This window comes from Klebsiella sp. P1954 (genome assembly GCF_018199955.1).
Lineage (GTDB): Bacteria > Pseudomonadota > Gammaproteobacteria > Enterobacterales > Enterobacteriaceae > Klebsiella > Klebsiella pneumoniae.
Genome location: NZ_CP073373.1, coordinates 470,402 through 486,856, shown reverse-complemented (window position 1 = coordinate 486,856; position 16,455 = coordinate 470,402). Strand labels below are relative to the sequence as shown.

At 59.8% G+C, this 16,455-nt stretch carries 16 protein-coding genes; 5 read left to right on the top strand and 11 right to left on the bottom strand.

Annotation, left to right across the window (positions count from 1 at the left end):
* Positions 1-16: 16 nt before the first annotated feature.
* Positions 17-967, top strand: coding sequence for an FAD:protein FMN transferase (locus KB890_RS02495; RefSeq protein WP_004179712.1), 951 nt, complete (start codon positions 17-19; stop codon positions 965-967).
* On the opposite strand, the gene dcuR is transcribed toward KB890_RS02495, so the two are convergent.
* Together dcuR and KB890_RS02485 are read right to left on the bottom strand one after the other, a co-directional pair.
* Positions 948-1,667, bottom strand: a complete 720-nt coding sequence (gene dcuR, locus KB890_RS02490) for a two-component system response regulator DcuR (protein WP_004176303.1) — start codon at positions 1,665-1,667, stop codon at positions 948-950. The two genes, KB890_RS02495 and dcuR, sit on opposite strands and share 20 nt — an antisense overlap.
* Entirely contained in the window at positions 1,664-3,280 is a 1,617-nt protein-coding gene (locus KB890_RS02485) for a sensor histidine kinase (RefSeq protein WP_004179714.1), read from the bottom strand. The genes dcuR and KB890_RS02485 overlap by 4 nt, the downstream gene beginning before the upstream one ends.
* Positions 3,281-3,435: 155 nt before the next feature.
* On the opposite strand from KB890_RS02485, the gene KB890_RS02480 reads away from it, so the two are divergent.
* The 4 genes from KB890_RS02480 to KB890_RS02465 all read left to right on the top strand — a co-directional run bounded on the left by KB890_RS02480 (position 3,436) and on the right by KB890_RS02465 (position 7,880).
* Entirely contained in the window at positions 3,436-3,792 is a 357-nt protein-coding gene (locus KB890_RS02480) for a hypothetical protein (protein ID WP_004179716.1), read from the top strand.
* Between the two features lie 163 nt (positions 3,793-3,955).
* Positions 3,956-4,876 carry an N-acetylmuramic acid 6-phosphate etherase gene (locus KB890_RS02475; protein ID WP_004179719.1) on the top strand — a complete coding sequence of 307 codons (921 nt, stop codon included), beginning with the start codon at positions 3,956-3,958 and terminating at the stop codon, positions 4,874-4,876.
* A gap of 309 nt (positions 4,877-5,185) precedes the next feature.
* The gene (gene mqo / locus KB890_RS02470; protein ID WP_171889666.1) at positions 5,186-6,796 is read left to right on the top strand and encodes a malate dehydrogenase (quinone); all 1,611 of its coding nucleotides are present in this window, start codon (positions 5,186-5,188) and stop codon (positions 6,794-6,796) included.
* A 157-nt stretch (positions 6,797-6,953) separates the two neighbouring features.
* Positions 6,954-7,880, top strand: a complete 927-nt coding sequence (locus KB890_RS02465) for a LysR family transcriptional regulator (protein ID WP_002903632.1) — start codon at positions 6,954-6,956, stop codon at positions 7,878-7,880.
* On the opposite strand, the gene mdcH is transcribed toward KB890_RS02465, so the two are convergent.
* The 9 genes from mdcH to KB890_RS02420 form a co-directional block, all read right to left on the bottom strand.
* Positions 7,870-8,772 (bottom strand): malonate decarboxylase subunit epsilon, encoded by a 903-nt coding sequence (mdcH, locus tag KB890_RS02460; protein WP_004179720.1) that lies wholly within the window; start codon positions 8,770-8,772, stop codon positions 7,870-7,872. The two genes, KB890_RS02465 and mdcH, sit on opposite strands and share 11 nt — an antisense overlap.
* Positions 8,772-9,389, bottom strand: coding sequence for a malonate decarboxylase holo-ACP synthase (locus tag KB890_RS02455; protein WP_004152239.1), 618 nt, complete (start codon positions 9,387-9,389; stop codon positions 8,772-8,774). The genes mdcH and KB890_RS02455 overlap by 1 nt, the downstream gene beginning before the upstream one ends.
* A 3-nt stretch (positions 9,390-9,392) precedes the next feature.
* Positions 9,393-10,352, bottom strand: a complete 960-nt coding sequence (locus tag KB890_RS02450; protein ID WP_004148291.1) for an AEC family transporter — start codon at positions 10,350-10,352, stop codon at positions 9,393-9,395.
* 136 nt (positions 10,353-10,488) lie between these two features.
* Positions 10,489-11,289, bottom strand: coding sequence for a biotin-independent malonate decarboxylase subunit gamma (gene mdcE, locus KB890_RS02445; RefSeq protein ID WP_004224637.1), 801 nt, complete (start codon positions 11,287-11,289; stop codon positions 10,489-10,491).
* Positions 11,289-12,122: a biotin-independent malonate decarboxylase subunit beta gene (locus tag KB890_RS02440; RefSeq protein WP_004143105.1), complete on the bottom strand. Its 834-nt coding sequence runs from the start codon at positions 12,120-12,122 to the stop codon at positions 11,289-11,291. Before KB890_RS02440 ends, mdcE begins: the two co-directional genes overlap by 1 nt.
* A complete protein-coding gene (mdcC, locus tag KB890_RS02435; protein ID WP_004143106.1) occupies positions 12,115-12,414 on the bottom strand; it encodes a malonate decarboxylase acyl carrier protein in 300 nt (99 codons plus the stop codon). Before mdcC ends, KB890_RS02440 begins: the two co-directional genes overlap by 8 nt.
* Before the next feature lie 17 nt (positions 12,415-12,431).
* The gene (locus KB890_RS02430) at positions 12,432-13,274 is read right to left on the bottom strand and encodes a triphosphoribosyl-dephospho-CoA synthase (protein WP_004143107.1); all 843 of its coding nucleotides are present in this window, start codon (positions 13,272-13,274) and stop codon (positions 12,432-12,434) included.
* Entirely contained in the window at positions 13,274-14,929 is a 1,656-nt protein-coding gene (gene mdcA, locus KB890_RS02425; protein WP_004176297.1) for a malonate decarboxylase subunit alpha, read from the bottom strand. The genes KB890_RS02430 and mdcA overlap by 1 nt, the downstream gene beginning before the upstream one ends.
* A gap of 224 nt (positions 14,930-15,153) precedes the next feature.
* A complete protein-coding gene (locus KB890_RS02420; protein ID WP_002903679.1) occupies positions 15,154-16,188 on the bottom strand; it encodes an AI-2E family transporter in 1,035 nt (344 codons plus the stop codon).
* Positions 16,189-16,455: the final 267 nt, after the last annotated feature.

Here is a 16,455-nt window from a genome sequence, read left to right as displayed (position 1 = left end):
TTCTAAGGAGAGCCCGATGTCCGATAACCGCGTCTATAGCTACTCCGCCGTGTTGATGGGCTCGCCCATCCTGCTCAAACTCTGTTCCCACGATGAGGCGATGGCCTCCCGCGTTTTCCAGCTTATCAAGCGCTACGAAGACCTGCTTACCGTTAACCGCGCCGAGTCGCAGGTGATGGATATCAACCATGCCGCCGGGCGTCATCCGGTCACCGTCAGCCGACCGGTCTTTCAGCTGATCCAGTGCGCCAAAGCCGCCAGCATGGTGCGCGACAGCGCCTTTAACCTCGCCATCGGCCCGCTGGTGAAGCTGTGGCGAATTGGTTTTCACGGGCACAGCGTGCCTGACGCGGCTGATATCAGAGCCCGACTGGCGCTGACCCGCCCACAGGAGGTGATCCTCGATGAGGCAACCTGCAGCGTGTTTCTCCAACAGCCGGGGATGGAGCTGGATCTCGGGGCGATCGCCAAAGGTTATATCGCTGACCGCGTGCGCGATTATCTCCGTCAGCAGCAGGTGGAGAAGGCGCTGATCAACCTCGGCGGCAATGTGCATACCCTCGGCGAATGGGCCATTGGCCTGAAAAAACCATTTGCCGACGCGCAGGCGCTGATCGGTTCCCTGACGGTCAACGGGCAATCGGTAGTCACCTCCGGGACCTACGAGCGCTATTTCGAACAGGATGGCAAACGCTGGCACCATATTCTCGACCCGCGCAGCGGTTATCCGCTGGACAACGAACTCGACAGCGTGACGGTCATTTCCGCGGATTCTTTAGACGGCGACATCTGGACCACGCTGCTGTTCGGCCTCGGCGTGGAGAAGGGCTGCGCAGCGCTGCGTCAGCGGCAGGATATCGACGCGATTTTCGTTACCAAAAATCGCGACATTATTCTCTCATCGCCGCAGCGGCTGCGTTTTGCGCCGCTGGACAGCGGCTATCGGGTTATTGACTGTACTGCTTAAGCAAACTGTACTGTTCGGCGACCAGGCGGTAGCGATAGACCGGCCGCCCGGTAGCGCCGTAGTGGATAGTGGTATAGAGAATATTGATCTGCGCCAGCCAAATCAGATATTTGCGGCAGGAAACGCGGGAGATATTCACCGCCGCCGCCAGCTCATCGGTAGAGAATTCGACATCCGGATGGGCGTCAATCCACTGGCAGAGTGTGCGCAGCGTTTGCGCGGTTAACCCTTTAGGCAGCTTGCGCGCGTCGCTGGCCTCCGGCGCGCCGCCGTGCAGCAGGCGGTCGACATCGGCCTGTTCGTAATAGGGCTGGCCGGTTATCAGCTTGCGCTTCTCCCGCCAGGTGGTGAGCGCCTCTTCAAAGCGCGGAAACTGGAAAGGTTTGATCAGGTAATCGACCACCCCGTAATGCATCGCGGTCTGTACCGTGGCGGCATCCGCCGCCGAGGTAATCATGATAACGTCGATGGCGCGACCCGACTCGCGGATGGTCGGCAGGAGATCGAGCCCGCTGTCCTGCTGCATGTAGACATCCAGCAGCACCAGATCGATCTCCTGCTGCGGATCGTTAATCATCTCCTGGGCCTGACTGAGCGTCGAAGCGCTCCCGCTGCAACGAAAGCCGGGAACCCTTGCCACGTACAGGCGATTCAGTTCGGCCACCATGGCATCATCGTCAACAATTAAAACATTTATCACGCAGGTTTCCTTTTACTATCCCAGGGGAGATGAACAAAAAATTGGGTAAATACGCCGGGTTCCGATTCGACGGCGAGGGTGCCGCCGAGCTCGCGCAACTGCTGGTTAGCAAGAAACAGCCCGACGCCGCGATTCTCGCCTTTGGTGGAGAAGCCTTTGTTAAAGATAGCGTCGATGTTGTTCTCCGGGATCCCCGGCCCATCGTCGCTCACTTCACCGCTTAGCCAGCCGTCCTGGTAGTGCAGCAGCAGGCCGATCTCACCCTCCGCCTGGCCGCACATGGCGTCCAGCGCGTTCTCAATAAGGTTGCCCAGCACCGTCACCAGCACCGTGACCTGTTTCTCGTTTGGACAATCCGGCACCAGGCTCTCCTCCGCCAGCGTCAGGGTAAAGCCGCACTCTGTGGCGCGCTGAATTTTACTTATCAGGAAGCCGGCCACCACCGGGGATTTAATGCGGTGCTGAATGTCGCCGATGTCCGCCTGGTAGCGGTGGGCGGTCTGCAGCACGTATTCCTCGAGTTTGCCGTAGCTTTTCATATTCAGCAGACCGAGGATCACGTGCAATTTATTCATAAACTCATGGGAGGTGGTGCGCAGGGCATCCACATAGCTCATCATGCCGTCCAGTCGCTGCAGCAATTGGCTGACCTCAGTTTTATCGCGGAAGGTACAGATGGCGCCGACCACCGCACCCTGGCTGCGAATGGGCACTGTATTGCCGATCAGCAGCAGACCATTGCACCCCAGTTCGCGGTCGTACATTGGCTCGCCGCTCTGCAGTACGGTCTGCAGATCGTCGAGCAGGGGGCTGTGAACGAGAGTCTTATCCGGGCCGGAAAAGAGGATCTCTTCCGCCGCGGGGTTGATGAGATTTACCTCGCCATGGGCATCGACCGCCACCACCCCCTCCTTGAGGGCGTGAAGCATGGCCTGACGCTGCTGAAACTGGGTGGATATTTCGTGCGGCTCCAGCCCCAGCAGTACGCGCTTCAGGCCGCGAACCAGGCTCCAGGTGCCCAGCGCGCAGACCAGCGCGCTGAACAGGATGGTCAGCAGCACGTCCCAACGGCTGTTGGCGATCTGTTCGTCCACTTTACTCAGTGAAATGCCGACCACCACCACGCCGATTTGCTGATGCCGTTCGTTGAACACCGGCGTAAACACCCGTAGCGCCGGGGCCAGCACCCCGTGGTTGATGGCGACATTCTCTTTCCCCTGCAGCGTCGGCTGAATATCGTGGCCGATGAACGGTTTGCCGATGATTGAGCTGTCCGGATGCGAATAGCGAATACCCTGCATATCGGTGACGATAGCGTACAACAGGTCGTTGCGGCGGGTAATGGCCTGCGCCAGCGGCTGAATGATCTGCTGCTGCGGGGGCGCCTCCAGTCCGCGCTTCACCTGCGGCATATCGGCCATGGTGCGCGCCACCGCCAGCGCGGTCTCTTTCAGACCGTCGCGGGTGGCGTTGCTGATCTGCATATACCACAAGGCATACACCAGCAGCAGCACGGCGCCGATGACGCTGCCGATCATCAAGGACACGGCGGTGCTCAGCTTTAACGGTAAGGCGCGTTGGCGAACGCGAGGCGGGTGCTCTGAAGCCTTCATGACGACCCCGGGTAGATTCAGTGAAAGATTATTATCGCCGATAGCGCGGCATACATAAAGCCGTGTAATCAAAGCAAAAGGCCGCTTTTGCTACGGCAGACTCCTCCAGCGCGCGATACACTGCGGCTTTTCGCCACAGGCTTAAGGGAGACACTATGGAACTGGCTTCTCTGGTCCGGGATATCCTCCGGCAGCGGCACGTTGAACGTCTGGCGCAGCATCGTGAACAGGATAATGAAGCGGAAGCAGAGTGGGAGATCGCCCGCTGGCGGCATCGCAGCGGGGTGGTGATCCAGCGCCGCTATGAGCTCGAGATCGCGCAGCAGGATAGCGCATCCTGCCCGGAGTGCTGGATTGACTGGCAGGTTATCGACGCCGCCGGCCAGGAGGTCAACCCGATGCGCAAACAGTTTTATAACCTTTGCCAGCAATCCTTCTGGCTGGCTATGCAGGCGGGTGGTGAAGATGAGACCTCAGACAGAATTGCTCAGATAACCGACAATCACCCGTAAACGCGCGTTGGGGACGGTAAACTGTGACCCCGACGGCGGTAAAGCGCAGAACATTCCACTTATAGTGGCGGCAGAGGTTAAATAGTCCTGATGAATATAAGGATATGCATCAGGCCGCTGATTTTGCCGAGATGCGCTTTTTCTGTCGTAAATGGAGGTTGTTATGAGCAGTTCGCTAACCGCGTCAATGCAGGCTCGTCGTCACCCGGAGACCACCCACATCGATCGCCTCGCCACCGCCGATATGCTGGCGATGCTGCATCAGGATGATAAGCAGATATCGGAGGCGGTCGGCGCCTGTCTGCCGGATATCGCCCGGCTGATTGATATCGCCACCGCGACGATAAGCCGGGGAGGGCGCCTGGTCATTATTGGCGCCGGCGCTTCGGGCCGGACGGCCATTGAGGCGGTCAGCGACTATTCGCCGGAAGGTAAACACGCGCTGGTGGGGCTGATTGCCGGTGGGCAGACGGCGGCGATGGCCGAGCGGGAGACTGCAGCGAATAATTATGACCTGGGCGCCTTTGAGCTGCAGTCGCTGGACTTCAGCAACCGCGATATGCTGCTGGCGCTGACCGTCAGCGGCAAGACGCCATGGGTGTGGGGGGCGATGCGCCACGCCTGGTCGCTGGGCGCCCCGATAGCGGTCATCACCCAGCAGCCGACCAGCGAGGCGGCGCAGCTGGCGGATATCATTATTGCTCCGCAGACCGGGCCGGAGGCGGTGGCGGGGTTAGCCAATCCGAAGGCTCAGTTGGCCCAGAGGCAGATCGTCAATATGCTGACGACCGGACTCGCCATCCGTGACGGTCGGGTGTACAGCAATTTGCGGGTGGACGTGCAGGCTGACAATTCGCACTGGGCGGAGCGGCAGATAGCGATTGTGATGGCGGCCACCGATTGCACGCGCAGTGAAGCAAAGGCCGCCCTGGCCAGCTGTCATCAGCACTGCCGCACCGCGATCCTGATGCTGCTCAGCGGGCTTGACGCCTGGCACGCGCGGGAGCTGCTAACCAAACATCACGATCATCTGCGTCTCGCCCTGCGTGAAGCCCAGCGTAGCGCTGTCACTCCCGCCCAGTAATCCCTTCTCTGCCAGGCGCGCGATGAGCATGCGCGCCTGGACTTTTGTAATTAAAGAAATTCTTAACTTTTATTTTACCCGGCAATAGATATTGAATTTTCGACCTTATTTTTTTATCCGTCTTCGCTCTATTTTTAAAATTGATTTTTTAAGTTAAATAACTGTTTGGTTTAAAATGCGAGAGTGTAAATGATATTTTAAAATAAAGTAAAAGTGCGTTAATATGCTGCCTCTTATGACCGTGTGCTACGTGATAATTCTATTATGCCTGCAATGAAAAAAACGATTATTTCCTTAACCGCATTAGCGATGTTGGTCAGCGCGGCGACGCATGCTGAAGCGGATACCTCGAAAAAAACCGACTTCCTGCTGATTGGCGGCGGGATCATGAGCGCCTCGCTCGGCACCTGGCTGCAGGCGCTGCAGCCGGACTGGGATCTGACCATGGTGGAGAAACTAGACGGCGTGGCGCTGGAGTCTTCCAACGGCTGGAATAATGCCGGTACTGGCCACTCGGCGAATATGGAGCTGAACTATACGCCGGAGCGGGCGGACGGGTCGATTGACGTCAGCAAAGCGCTCGATATTAACGAGCAATTTATGATTTCCCGTCAGTTCTGGTCGGCACAGGTGAAACGCGGTATTTTGCACGATCCGCACTCGTTTATTAATTCCACGCCGCATATGAGCTTCGTCTGGGGTGATAATGTGGATTATCTGCAGAAGCGTTATAACGCGCTGCAGCAGACCACCTTATTCCAGGGGATGAAATTCTCCACCGATCACGCGCAAATTAAACAGTGGGCGCCGCTGGTGATGGAAGGCCGCGATCCGCAGCAGAAAGTGGCAGCCACCTGGACGCCGGTGGGTACCGATGTCAACTACGGCGAAATCACTCGCCAGCTGATCGGCAGCCTGAAGAAAAATAACCACTTCACCCTGCAGACCTCCTCTGAGGTAACGGATTTCAAACGTAATGCCGACAACTCCTGGCACGTAACGATTAAGAATGTGCAGAGCGGGGAAGCGCAGACTATTGACGCCAAATACGTCTTTATCGGCGCCGGCGGCGGCGCGTTGAAGCTGCTGCAAAAAACCGGTATTCCGGAAGCGGACAACTATGCCGGCTTCCCGGTGGGCGGCTCGTTCCTGATGACCGAGAACCCGGCGGTCACTGCGCAGCACCTGGAGAAAGTGTATGGCCAGGCTTCAGTCGGCGCGCCGCCGATGTCGGTGCCGCACCTTGATGCACGTTACCTCGACGGTAAGCGCGTGGTGCTGTTTGGGCCATTCGCCACCTTCTCGACCAAGTTCCTGAAAAATGGTTCGTTCTTCGATCTGCTCAGCACTACCACCACCAATAACGTGCTGCCGATGACCCACGTCGGTCTCGACAACTTCGATCTGGTGAAATACCTGGTTAGCCAGGTGATGCTCAGCGATGATGACCGTTTCGCTGCGCTGAAAGAGTACTACCCGGACGCGCGTAAAGAAGACTGGAAACTGATCCAGGCCGGCCAGCGCGTCCAGATCATCAAGAAAGACGCAGAGAAGGGCGGCGTGCTGAAGCTCGGTACCGAAGTGGTGGTCGATCAGCAGAAAACCATTTCCGCGCTGCTCGGCGCTTCGCCGGGGGCTTCCACCGCCGCGCCGATCACCCTGAACGTGCTCAAGCAGATGTTCCCGCAGCAGTTTAACTCGCCGGAGTGGCAGAGCCGCATTCACGCTATTGTGCCGAGCTACGGCCAGAAGCTGAACGGTAACGTGGCGCTGACCCAGCAGGTTTGGGATGACACCGCTGCGACCCTGCAGCTGACGAAACCGCCGGTGATCCAGATGCCAGCGGCTGCGCCTACCGCGACCGCCAAGCCGGCAGAGACGCCGCGCGAGGCCTCGCCGCAGCACGATATGGCGCTGTAAAAGCAAACTCGACAGTGAACAAAAGGGAAGACCATGGTCTTCCCTTTTTTGCGTTATTTACCGGCTGAGGCCGCGCGCTGCCTGCAACTTTGGCGTCATAAAAGATATACTGGTTTGAATTGAAATAAGAAAATTAAACCAGGAGTGTGGAAGGGCCATGCAAGAGGATATTAACCAGGAGATCACCTTCCGCAAGCTGTCGGTCTTTATGATGTTTATGGCGAAAGGTAATATCGCCAGAACCGCCGAAGCGATGAAACTCAGCAGCGTCAGCGTTCACCGCGCGCTGCATACCCTGGAAGAGGGGGTGGGCTGCCCGCTGTTTGTCCATAAAGGGCGCAACCTGCTGCCGCTGCAGGCGGCGTGGACGCTGCTTGAATACTGCCAGGATGTGATAAGTCTGATGAACCGCGGGCTCGAGGCGACGCGCAAGGTTGCAGGCGTCGGTCAGGGGCGGTTGCGCATCGGTACCCTCTATTCTCTGACCCTGGAAACCGTTCCGCGCATCATTATGGGGATGAAGCTGCGTCGCCCGGAGCTGGAGCTGGACCTGACGATGGGTTCAAATCAGATGCTGCTGGATATGCTGGAAGACGATGCCCTCGATGCCATCCTGATCGCCACCAACGAAGGGGAGTTCAATAATACCGCTTTCGACGTGGTGCCGCTGTTTGAGGACGATATTTTTCTCGCCGCCCCGGCGACCGAACGGCTGGATGCCTCACGGCTCGCCGATCTGCGCGATTACGCCGACCGCAAGTTTGTTTCGCTGGCGGAGGGGTTCGCCACCTATGCCGGATTCCGGGAAGCATTCCATATCGCCGGCTTCGAGCCGGAGATCGTCACCCGGGTGAATGATATTTTCTCGATGATTAGCCTGGTGCAGGCTGGCGTCGGTTTTGCCCTGCTGCCGGGGCGGATGAAGAAAGTGTATGAGAAGGATGTACAGCTGCTAAAGCTGGCGGAACCCTACCAGATGCGCCAGCTGATCTCTATCGTCTATTCGCACCATCGCGAACGCGATGCCGACCTGCTGGCGCTGGCGGCGGAAGGACGGATGTACGCCCGCAGTATTAATCGCTAAGCCGCTGCGCCAGATGGCGGGCGACGTCCAGGCCGCTGCGCTCCAGCGCAATGGTCTCCCCGCGCCAGCCCGCCTGGCGGGTCAGGCAGGTGAGTACCCCGCCGGGGGGCATCTCAATGGCTAAGCGCGCATCGCGCTCATCGGCGGCGACCATCGCCTCCTGCCAGTGGACCGGGCGCGCCATGTTCATCGCCAGATCGTCGGCGATCCGCTGCGGATCCCATAGCACGCGCGCCGTCGAGCCGCTTAAATAGGCGCACCATGGGCGCCTTAAGCTGGCGCCGGCAAAAGCTTTCGCCAGCTCAGCGGCGGGTTTATCCAGCAGCGCGCAGTGCGACGGGACACTGACCGCCAGCCGCTGGGCTTTACTGGCGCCAGCCCGCAGCGCCAGCTGCGCCACCTCGGCCATTGCCTCATCACGGCCCGCAATCACGAACTGCGTTTCGGCGTTCAGGTTGGCGAGATAAACCTCGTGGCCCTGCATCAGCGCCTCAACCCGCGGGCGGGTCAGGCCCATAATCGCCGTCAGTCCGTAACCTTCAGGATACGCCTGTTCCATTAAGTCCCCGCGCAGGGCCACCAGCCGCAAGGCGCTGGCGAAATCGAGCGCGCCGGCAATCACCGCGGCCGGAAACGCGCCGATGGACAGGCCGCTGACCATCTGCGGATCCACGCCCTGACGCTGTAGCTCGCGCGCCCAGGCTACCCCGGCGATCAGCAGACAGAGCTGGACCGCACGGGTGTGTTGTAGCGCGTCGGCGCTATCGAGAGTAGCGACTTCATTCCCCAGCACGGCGCGCGCCTGGGTGAGGATCGCTTCGCGATCGGGGAGCGCCGCCAGCATGCCGGGGCGCTGGCCGCCCTGGCCGGGAAAGGTAAATAAAATCTTCATTATTCCTCCCTGTGCCACGGCGTCGCGGTTAAGCGCGCGCCGCGGGACGTTTTCAGCAGCGCGCGCCCGTCGCGCAGCCATTCATTAAGGGCGAAGGCGCCGTACGGCGTTTCGACCTGGGTATCAGCGCGGCATGGGAGTTGGGCCACCCGGGTCTGCCATTCCAGCAGCGCCTCGCGGTCCAGCGGCTGTGGCGCGCGGATCAGCAGATCCAGATCGCTGGCCGCATGCAGCACCGGGATCTCGGTTGCCAGCGCGTAGCCGGTACTGCCGGTGACGCCCCAGCCCCAGGGCCAGCGGTGTAAGGTGAGGGCGATAGCCCCCTGGACCGGCGGCTGAGAGACAAAAGGCGAATGGAGTAAGACCTCACGATCAACAAGCATCTCCGGGGTGACGCTGCGCACGATATTGCGCGCCTGTACCCAGCCGGCGGCGCGCTGCTCGCGCTTCATGCCCCGCACCCCAACCGGGACGCGGGCCTGGTCGTCAACGTCGCGCCTCACCACTACCGGCAGCGCGGCTCGCCACTGCTGAGCCACCCACGGCTCGGCAATATCTTCCAGGGCGCTGGCGTGGTTTAACCAAACTAGATCATGGGGACGCGGCGTTGCTGACATGGTTTACAGTCCTGAAGTCAAAGAGATAAACAGCGGTAGCGACAGGATACACAGAACCGAGCTCAACAGCAGCACGGCTTCAGCATCCGGAGACTGGACGCCGAAGCGGTTGCCGAAGACCACGCCAAAGAAGCCGGCGGCCAGGGCAATCATCAGGATCGCGGTAATGGCAATGGAACCGTGCAGCCCAAGTAACATCACCAGACCCCAGGCAATAAACGGCTGCACCAGCAGTTTCACGATGGTTGATGTAGCGATCAGCGCATTGAGCTGCAGTTTACGCGCCGACAGGATCACCCCGGTGAGGAACAGCGCGGCGGCGGTGGCGGCAAGGCCCAGCGGTTTGATCGACGCCAGCAGCAGGTCCGGCATTTTAATGCCGATCGCGGAAAGCACCACCCCAAGCAGCGGGCCCCAGACGATCGGTTTTTTCACCGAACGCCACATCAGCACCGGCAGCATCGCCAGCGTAGAACCGCTGTTTTCTCCCGCGGCGCGGGCTTTTTCACGCTCCAGAATCAGCAGGCAGAACGGGGTCATCAGTACCGAGCCGCAGGCGATAGAGACCGCTACCGACAGTGAGGTTGACGCGCCTTCACCCAGCACGCTGCCGAGGATCGGCAGACCTAACGCTGCATAGTTTGGCAGGGCGACGGTGAGGGTCAGCACCGCGGCATCCTGCGGCGTGCGTTTGAACACGCTGGTGGCGAGGAAGTAGATCGCGGCATAGGTGATCCACATCGCGCCGGTCAACACCAGCACCAGCGGCGACTGGGCGACGATCCCGGCCCACGGCGTTTGTACCGTGGCGCTAAACAGCGTGGCGGGTAAGGCAAAATCCATTACAAAAATATTAAGCAGCGAGACGTTTTTGTTATCTACCATCCCGGCCTTACCGGCCCAGAAGCCCAGCAGCATGATAACGAAAATCGGGGCAAGAGCATGAATAATCACATAAGTCATAAATCACCTGTAAATAAGATAGAGTACTGGCGCGATTGTTATTTTTTCTAAAAGCCGTCCCTACCCGGCGCGGTTATTACGCGCTCCGGGGGACGGCTTCCGGCAGGTTTTCTTCTACTACTTACGTACGAACGTCTTACCAGCTGGCGCGCATGCGATCGCGGACCAGCTGCGAGCTGCGGCGGTTTTCCGCGCCCAGGCGGCACTTCAGTGAGGCATCGGTGCGCGCATCAGCGATGGCGTCGCGCAGCGTGTTGCTGACCAACGACAGATCGTGGTCGTCAGGGGCATCCGGATTATTAATATCCAGCAGGGCGGAGAGCAGGCCGAGCGTCGCATAGTTGCTGACGTCGTAGGCCATTGGCGGAATGGTAGCCGCCAGTTTCTCCAGCGCCTCTACGGTACGCAGCGTAATGCGCGCCGCCGACGCTTTACCCATCGCGTGGACCAGCACGCCGCTATCGTTAAAGGCGATCAGGCGGTTGGCTTGGTAGCCGTGGGCCAGAAACGCCCCGGACATCGCTTTGCCGACGATCAGGCCAATTACCGGGTGGCCGGCCAAACGGGCTTTGGCATAAGCGCCAGCCGCCCCGGCCAGCGCCTGGTGAATGCCGAAAGCTTCTTCGCGGCGGCCATAGGCCTGGCTTGGCACATCGATCACGGCGACGATCGGCCGTTTGACTGGCTGGTCGGCGTCGGCGGCAATGGTTTCATTAACCACTTTCGCCAGCGTCCAGCCTTCCAGCAGGCCGACTTCGCCGCCGGCGGCGCGCGGGTAGTGGTTGTTAGCATCCGGGACCACGGCGATAAAACGCACGTTTTCGCCATTAATCTGGCCGTCTGCCACCTGGACGGAAGGGCACAGGCCGCTCATCAGCGGCGCGTCGGGCGCCAGTTTGTTCAGCCACAGCGCGGCGCGGTTTGGGAACTGACTCATTATTTATCCTCCCGGGCAAAAAGCTGTTTAATCTGCGCGGTATCCGCCTGCTGGCGGGTGTCGAACTGGCTCAAGCGCCGCAGATAATCGTCATAGTTGTCGCTGCGGTGCTGTACCGGTACGCCTTTGGCGATCGCCTCATTCATTGCGGTTTTAACGGCGTTAACGCCATCGTTAACCAGCGCGTCGACCAGTCCGCTGGCGGCGCGAATTTCGCCGCCGGTCATGCTCCAGATAAACGGCCGGTTGCGGGAGTCGTACTCTTCAATGCCGGCTTCCTGCTCGATAACCTGCGGGCCGTTGAGGCCGAGACGGGCTTCACGAGTGACAATGAGATAGCTGCACAGCGCGGCGGCGATAGACATACCGCCAAAGCAGCCGACGGTGCCGGCGATGATGCCGACTACCGGCGTGTAGCGGCGCAGATCGACAATCGCCGCGTGAATATCAGCGATGGCGGCCAGACCGAGGTTGGCCTCCTGCAGACGTACGCCGCCGGTTTCGAGGCACAGCACCGCCTGCGTCGGGATACCGTTGCGGTTATCTTCCGCCGCCAGCTCCAGCGCGGCGGCCATTTTGGCGCCGGACACTTCGCCCATACTGCCGCCCTGGAAGGTGCCCTCGATGGCAATCACCACCGCAGGCTGGCCGTTGATCGTGCCTTTGGCGACCACCATACCGTCATCGGACTGCGGGACGATGCCCTGGGCGCCGAGCCACGGCGACATAATACCGTCAAACGGATCCAGCAGTTCGCGGTAGCTGCCGTCGTCCAGCAGGGCGTGGGCGCGTTCGCGAGCGCGCAGTTCGATAAAGCTGCGATCGTTACGCATGAGCGGCCTCCTCAAAAACCTGTTCAATACGAATACGGGCGACGCCCGGCGTGGCGCCGAAGTCGTGGATAATCAACTGCCCGGCGGGCAGGCCGTTGATCAGGTTCAACCTGTCGAACAGCGCCTGCCAGCGCGCCTGGCTGTTATCCACTGAGGTGGTGATCTGTACGTTGAGCGTGGCGCTCTGTGCGGCGGTATAAAGTACTTCCATATCGCCTGAACCCACGACTCCTGCCAGCGCTCGGCCGCTCAGGGCGCGGCTGGCAGGAAATGACAATGTAATCTGTTCCATAACATCCTCTGAATGCGTTAGCCGGCAACTCTGTCGAGAAACAGGGTGGCGGCAAGGAGATCGGCGGCGCCTCCCGGCGAGGCGTTTAGCGCCAGCATGATTGCGTCCAGGCGGGCCAGGGCGGCGCGCCCGGCGAAACTGGCGCAACCGCCAGCCGCCAGCACCTCACAAGCGCCTTGCTGCATGGCCTGCAGCCCGGCCATACCGGCGCGCGACAGCACGCAGGTATCGCTCAGCGAGGTCATGATGGCCATCAGCGCATCAAGCTGCGCCTGCGGCTCACTGGCGCCTCGCGCCCGGCTGTGCTGCAGTTGCGGCAGCGCCAGGCGGGTGATATGCGGGAAACCACACTGCGCTTCCTCGCGGGCGCCTGGCACCTGCCAGCGGCGGCTGGCGCGAAGCCCTTTACTAAAGCTTTTCGGCGCGAAGCCGTCGGGCAGGCGGGCGAGGGCGGCGGCGGCGTCGGCGATCGCCTGTGACTGACCCTCTCCACCCAACATCGCCACCGCGCTGACCAGCAGGCCTAGCGCCCAGATAGCGCCGCGGTGGGTGTTAACCCCCCCCGTCGCCAGCATCATCTGCGCTTCGCCTTCGCGGCCAAGGCGGCCGACGGTTTCGCGCAGCGCGATGTCCGCCGGGCGACGCCAGCTTTGCTCGGCCAGCGCGTGAAAGGTCGGCTGCAGGCTGCGGGCCGAGCGCTCCATCAGCGCCAGATTCAGGTCCTGATGCGCGCCGTTGCCGCGGCTATCCACCAGACCCGGTTTCGGGCTCAGACGGGCTTCGTCAATCAGACAGGCGCTGGCGGTATGCGCCAGCCAGCTGACGCGGCTTTCTGCGTGCAGGGGGGAGAGATTTTTCATTACCAGCTCCGGAATTTTGCCGGTGGGTTGTACAGTCCGTCGGACCACTCCACCAGGTCGGCGACGCTGCCGGCGGCCAGCAGGGAGCGGGTGGCATCGCTGCGGCGAATCCCGAGATCTTCCGGGTAGACCACTTTGCCGCTCTGACGCAGCGCGGCGACGCGTTTGGCGTCCACACCAAGGCCGATATCGGTGATCCCGGCCACCGCGGCGACCATCGCCCGGCGCTCTTCAAGGCTCTCCGCACGGTACAGGTAGGCGATACCCTCTTCGGTCAGGACGTGGGTGACGTCATCACCATAAATCATTACCGGCGCCAGCGGCATGCCGGAGGTTTTCGCCACCTCAACTGCATCCAGCGTCTCAACGAAGGTTGGTTTCACGCCGGCCTGGAAGGTTTCGACCATCTGCACCACCAGCTTTTTCCCGCGCTGCATCGGGTCCGGCTCGGTGATCATATTGAGCCATGCCGGGGTGGCGTGGCGGCGACCGTGCGGGTCGTGGCCCATGTTCGGCGCGCCGCCGAAGCCGGAAAGACGGCCGCGGGTGACGGTCGAGGAGTTAGCCAGACCATCCACCTGCAGGGTTGAACCAATGAACATATCTACCGCGTACTGGCCCGCCAGCTGGCAGAAGGCGCGGTTAGAGCGCATCGAGCCATCCGGGCCGGTAAAGAAGATATCCGGGCGGGCGCGGATGTACTCTTCCATCCCCAGTTCGCCGCCGAAGCAGTGCACGCTCTCCACCCAGCCGCTCTCGATGGCCGGGATTAAGGTTGGATGCGGATTCAGGGTCCAGTGTTTACAGATTTTGCCTTTCAGGCCGAGCTGCTCGCCATAGGTCGGCAACAGCAACTCGATGGCGGCGGTATTAAAGCCGATACCGTGGTTAAGCGACTGCACCTGATGTTCCGCATAGATGCCCTTGATCGCCATCATCGCCATCAGTATGTGTTCTTGCTTAATCAGGCGCGGATCGCGGGTGAAGAGCGGTTCGATAAAGAACGGCTTGTCGGCAACCACCACGTAATCGATCCACGAGCCGGGAATATCGACGCGCGGCAGATCGCATTCGTCGTCCACCAGTTCGTTGACCTGGGCTATCACAATGCCGTCGTGGAAGGCGGCGGCTTCCACCAGCGCCGGGGTATCTTCGGTACTCGGTCCGGTATACAGGTTGCCTTTGCGGTCAGCTTTATAGCCGGCAATCAGCGCGACGTTTGGCGACAGATCGACGTACAGGCGCGAGTAGAGTTCGATATAGGTGTGGATGGCGCCGATTTCGAGCAGGCCATCTTCCAGTAGTTGCGAAATGCGCAGGCTCTGGGTGCCGGAGAAAGAGAAATCCAGCTTGCGGGCAATACCTTTTTCAAACAGGTCCAGATGCTCGCTGCGCCCGACGCTGGGCATAATCATATGCAGGTCGTGAATTTTTTGCGGATTAACTTCCGCCAGCATGCGCGAGAGGAAATCGGCCTGTTTCTGGTTGTTGCCTTCCAGCACAACCCGGTCGCCGGGGGCGAGCAGGTTTTCCAGTACGCTGACCAACTGGTCAGTCGGGATGACCTTACCTGGCATGTTCGCCTCGGCCAGCCGCCGCTGTTTTTCCGTTCGGCGACGGTTCCAGACCCGCCCCGTCGTTTGTTCGGCATTCATTAATAACCTCCTGATTCGACAAATCGTTTTGTTTGTCCTGGTGGAGATTAGTGTGCGACGCGAGGCTATGAGCATCAATTAAGCGCGGTGGCCGATCGTTAGCATCAGAGTAACGATTCCGCCGCAACGTTTGTGATGCGGATCAATAATACATAAGGCGTAGTGGTCTACGGAGAGAGTGTAGGGCAGGGAGCAGGCCGGCGAAGCGCCGGCCTGCGGAAGGACTACTGTTTACTGACATCGCTTAATAAGAAAGCGATACTCTGCCCGCCGCTGGTCTGCTCGAGGGCAATTTTGACGATAATCGTCAACGGCACCGAGAGCAGCATGCCAACCGGACCCAGCAACCATCCCCAGAAGATTAAGGACAGGAATACCACCAGCGTCGAGAGGCCCAGCCCGCGCCCCATGATACGAGGTTCGAGAATATTGCCGAATACCAGGTTGACGATCAGGTAGCCGGCCAGCACTACCAGCGCCTCGTACAGACCACCGAATACCAGCACCTGCAGGATCGGCGGAATGGCCGCCAGCACGGAACCGATATTGGGAATATAGTTCAGCGCGAAGGCCAGTAGCCCCCACATAAAGGCGAAGCGCACATCCAGCAGCACCAGCATGCCCCAGACCACCAGGCCGGTGATCAGGCTTATCGCAGTTTTCAGCACCAGATAATGCGATACGCTGTCGATGGCCCGCTGGATGGCGCCCATGCCTTCTACTGGTCTGGACATTAACTGCTGCAGCTTAGCGGGAAGCTGCGGCACCTCCAGCAGCATAAACACCACCGTCAGCAGCAGCAGAAAAATAGAAGACATGGCATTCGACAGCTGAGTGAGCAGGCTGGTGACCAGGGTCATTACGGCGTTAGGGTCGATGTACTTATTGAGCTCGACCACCGAAACGGTGAATCCCATACGCTGCAGCCAGGGCGCGATGGTTTGCATCGGCTCATAGAGATAGTTGCGATACTGCGGCAGGGTGCGCGCCAGCTCGTTGAGCGAGGTCCCCAGCGAGGCCAGCAGCACAATGGCTAACATAACAATCAGGCCAATCAGTAGCGAGATCGCCAGCACGCGCGGCACCCGGCAGCGGACCAGGAGCTGGACCAGAGGATTGATGATCACCGCCAGAAAAAGCGCCAGGATAAACGGGACGATTATGTCCGCCGCAAAGCGAATGCCGGTAAGGATGATCACCAGCATGCCCAACATGATGACCATCTTTAATCCGTTAAGTGTAATAATGGGTTTAGCCATAGGATCCCGACCTCAAACTTCCTTGCCTATTAACAGGTTGCGTTACATTAGCATAATGACGCTTTTTTGCAGAACAAACGCATTGAAGAAAAACCGCGGCGTAAAGAATTGCAAAGTCTTTGAATTAAATGTAGCACTATGCTACAAATCTACCTGTGTTTAACTACTGAGGACAATTTTCATCCGCACCGGACGAGAAGCAACACCGCGGATAATTGTAATTTTATGGACAATCAGTTCAGGATGTATATTTTAAATCACCCCGCA

Bases quoted from the DNA above. Each gene is read 5' to 3' on its own strand.
- KB890_RS02495 (WP_004179712.1), top strand. From the start codon at position 17: ATGTCCGATAACCGCGTCTATAGCTACTCCGCCGTGTTGATGGGCTCG.
- KB890_RS02485 (WP_004179714.1), bottom strand. From the start codon at position 3,280: ATGAAGGCTTCAGAGCACCCGCCTCGCGTTCGCCAACGCGCCTTACCG.
- KB890_RS02480 (WP_004179716.1), top strand. From the start codon at position 3,436: ATGGAACTGGCTTCTCTGGTCCGGGATATCCTCCGGCAGCGGCACGTT.
- KB890_RS02475 (WP_004179719.1), top strand. From the start codon at position 3,956: ATGAGCAGTTCGCTAACCGCGTCAATGCAGGCTCGTCGTCACCCGGAG.
- mqo (WP_171889666.1), top strand. From the start codon at position 5,186: ATGTTGGTCAGCGCGGCGACGCATGCTGAAGCGGATACCTCGAAAAAA.
- KB890_RS02465 (WP_002903632.1), top strand. From the start codon at position 6,954: ATGCAAGAGGATATTAACCAGGAGATCACCTTCCGCAAGCTGTCGGTC.
- mdcH (WP_004179720.1), bottom strand. From the start codon at position 8,772: ATGAAGATTTTATTTACCTTTCCCGGCCAGGGCGGCCAGCGCCCCGGC.
- KB890_RS02455 (WP_004152239.1), bottom strand. From the start codon at position 9,389: ATGTCAGCAACGCCGCGTCCCCATGATCTAGTTTGGTTAAACCACGCC.
- KB890_RS02450 (WP_004148291.1), bottom strand. From the start codon at position 10,352: ATGACTTATGTGATTATTCATGCTCTTGCCCCGATTTTCGTTATCATG.
- mdcE (WP_004224637.1), bottom strand. From the start codon at position 11,289: ATGAGTCAGTTCCCAAACCGCGCCGCGCTGTGGCTGAACAAACTGGCG.
- KB890_RS02440 (WP_004143105.1), bottom strand. From the start codon at position 12,122: ATGCGTAACGATCGCAGCTTTATCGAACTGCGCGCTCGCGAACGCGCC.
- mdcC (WP_004143106.1), bottom strand. From the start codon at position 12,414: ATGGAACAGATTACATTGTCATTTCCTGCCAGCCGCGCCCTGAGCGGC.
- KB890_RS02430 (WP_004143107.1), bottom strand. From the start codon at position 13,274: ATGAAAAATCTCTCCCCCCTGCACGCAGAAAGCCGCGTCAGCTGGCTG.
- mdcA (WP_004176297.1), bottom strand. From the start codon at position 14,929: ATGAATGCCGAACAAACGACGGGGCGGGTCTGGAACCGTCGCCGAACG.
- KB890_RS02420 (WP_002903679.1), bottom strand. From the start codon at position 16,188: ATGGCTAAACCCATTATTACACTTAACGGATTAAAGATGGTCATCATG.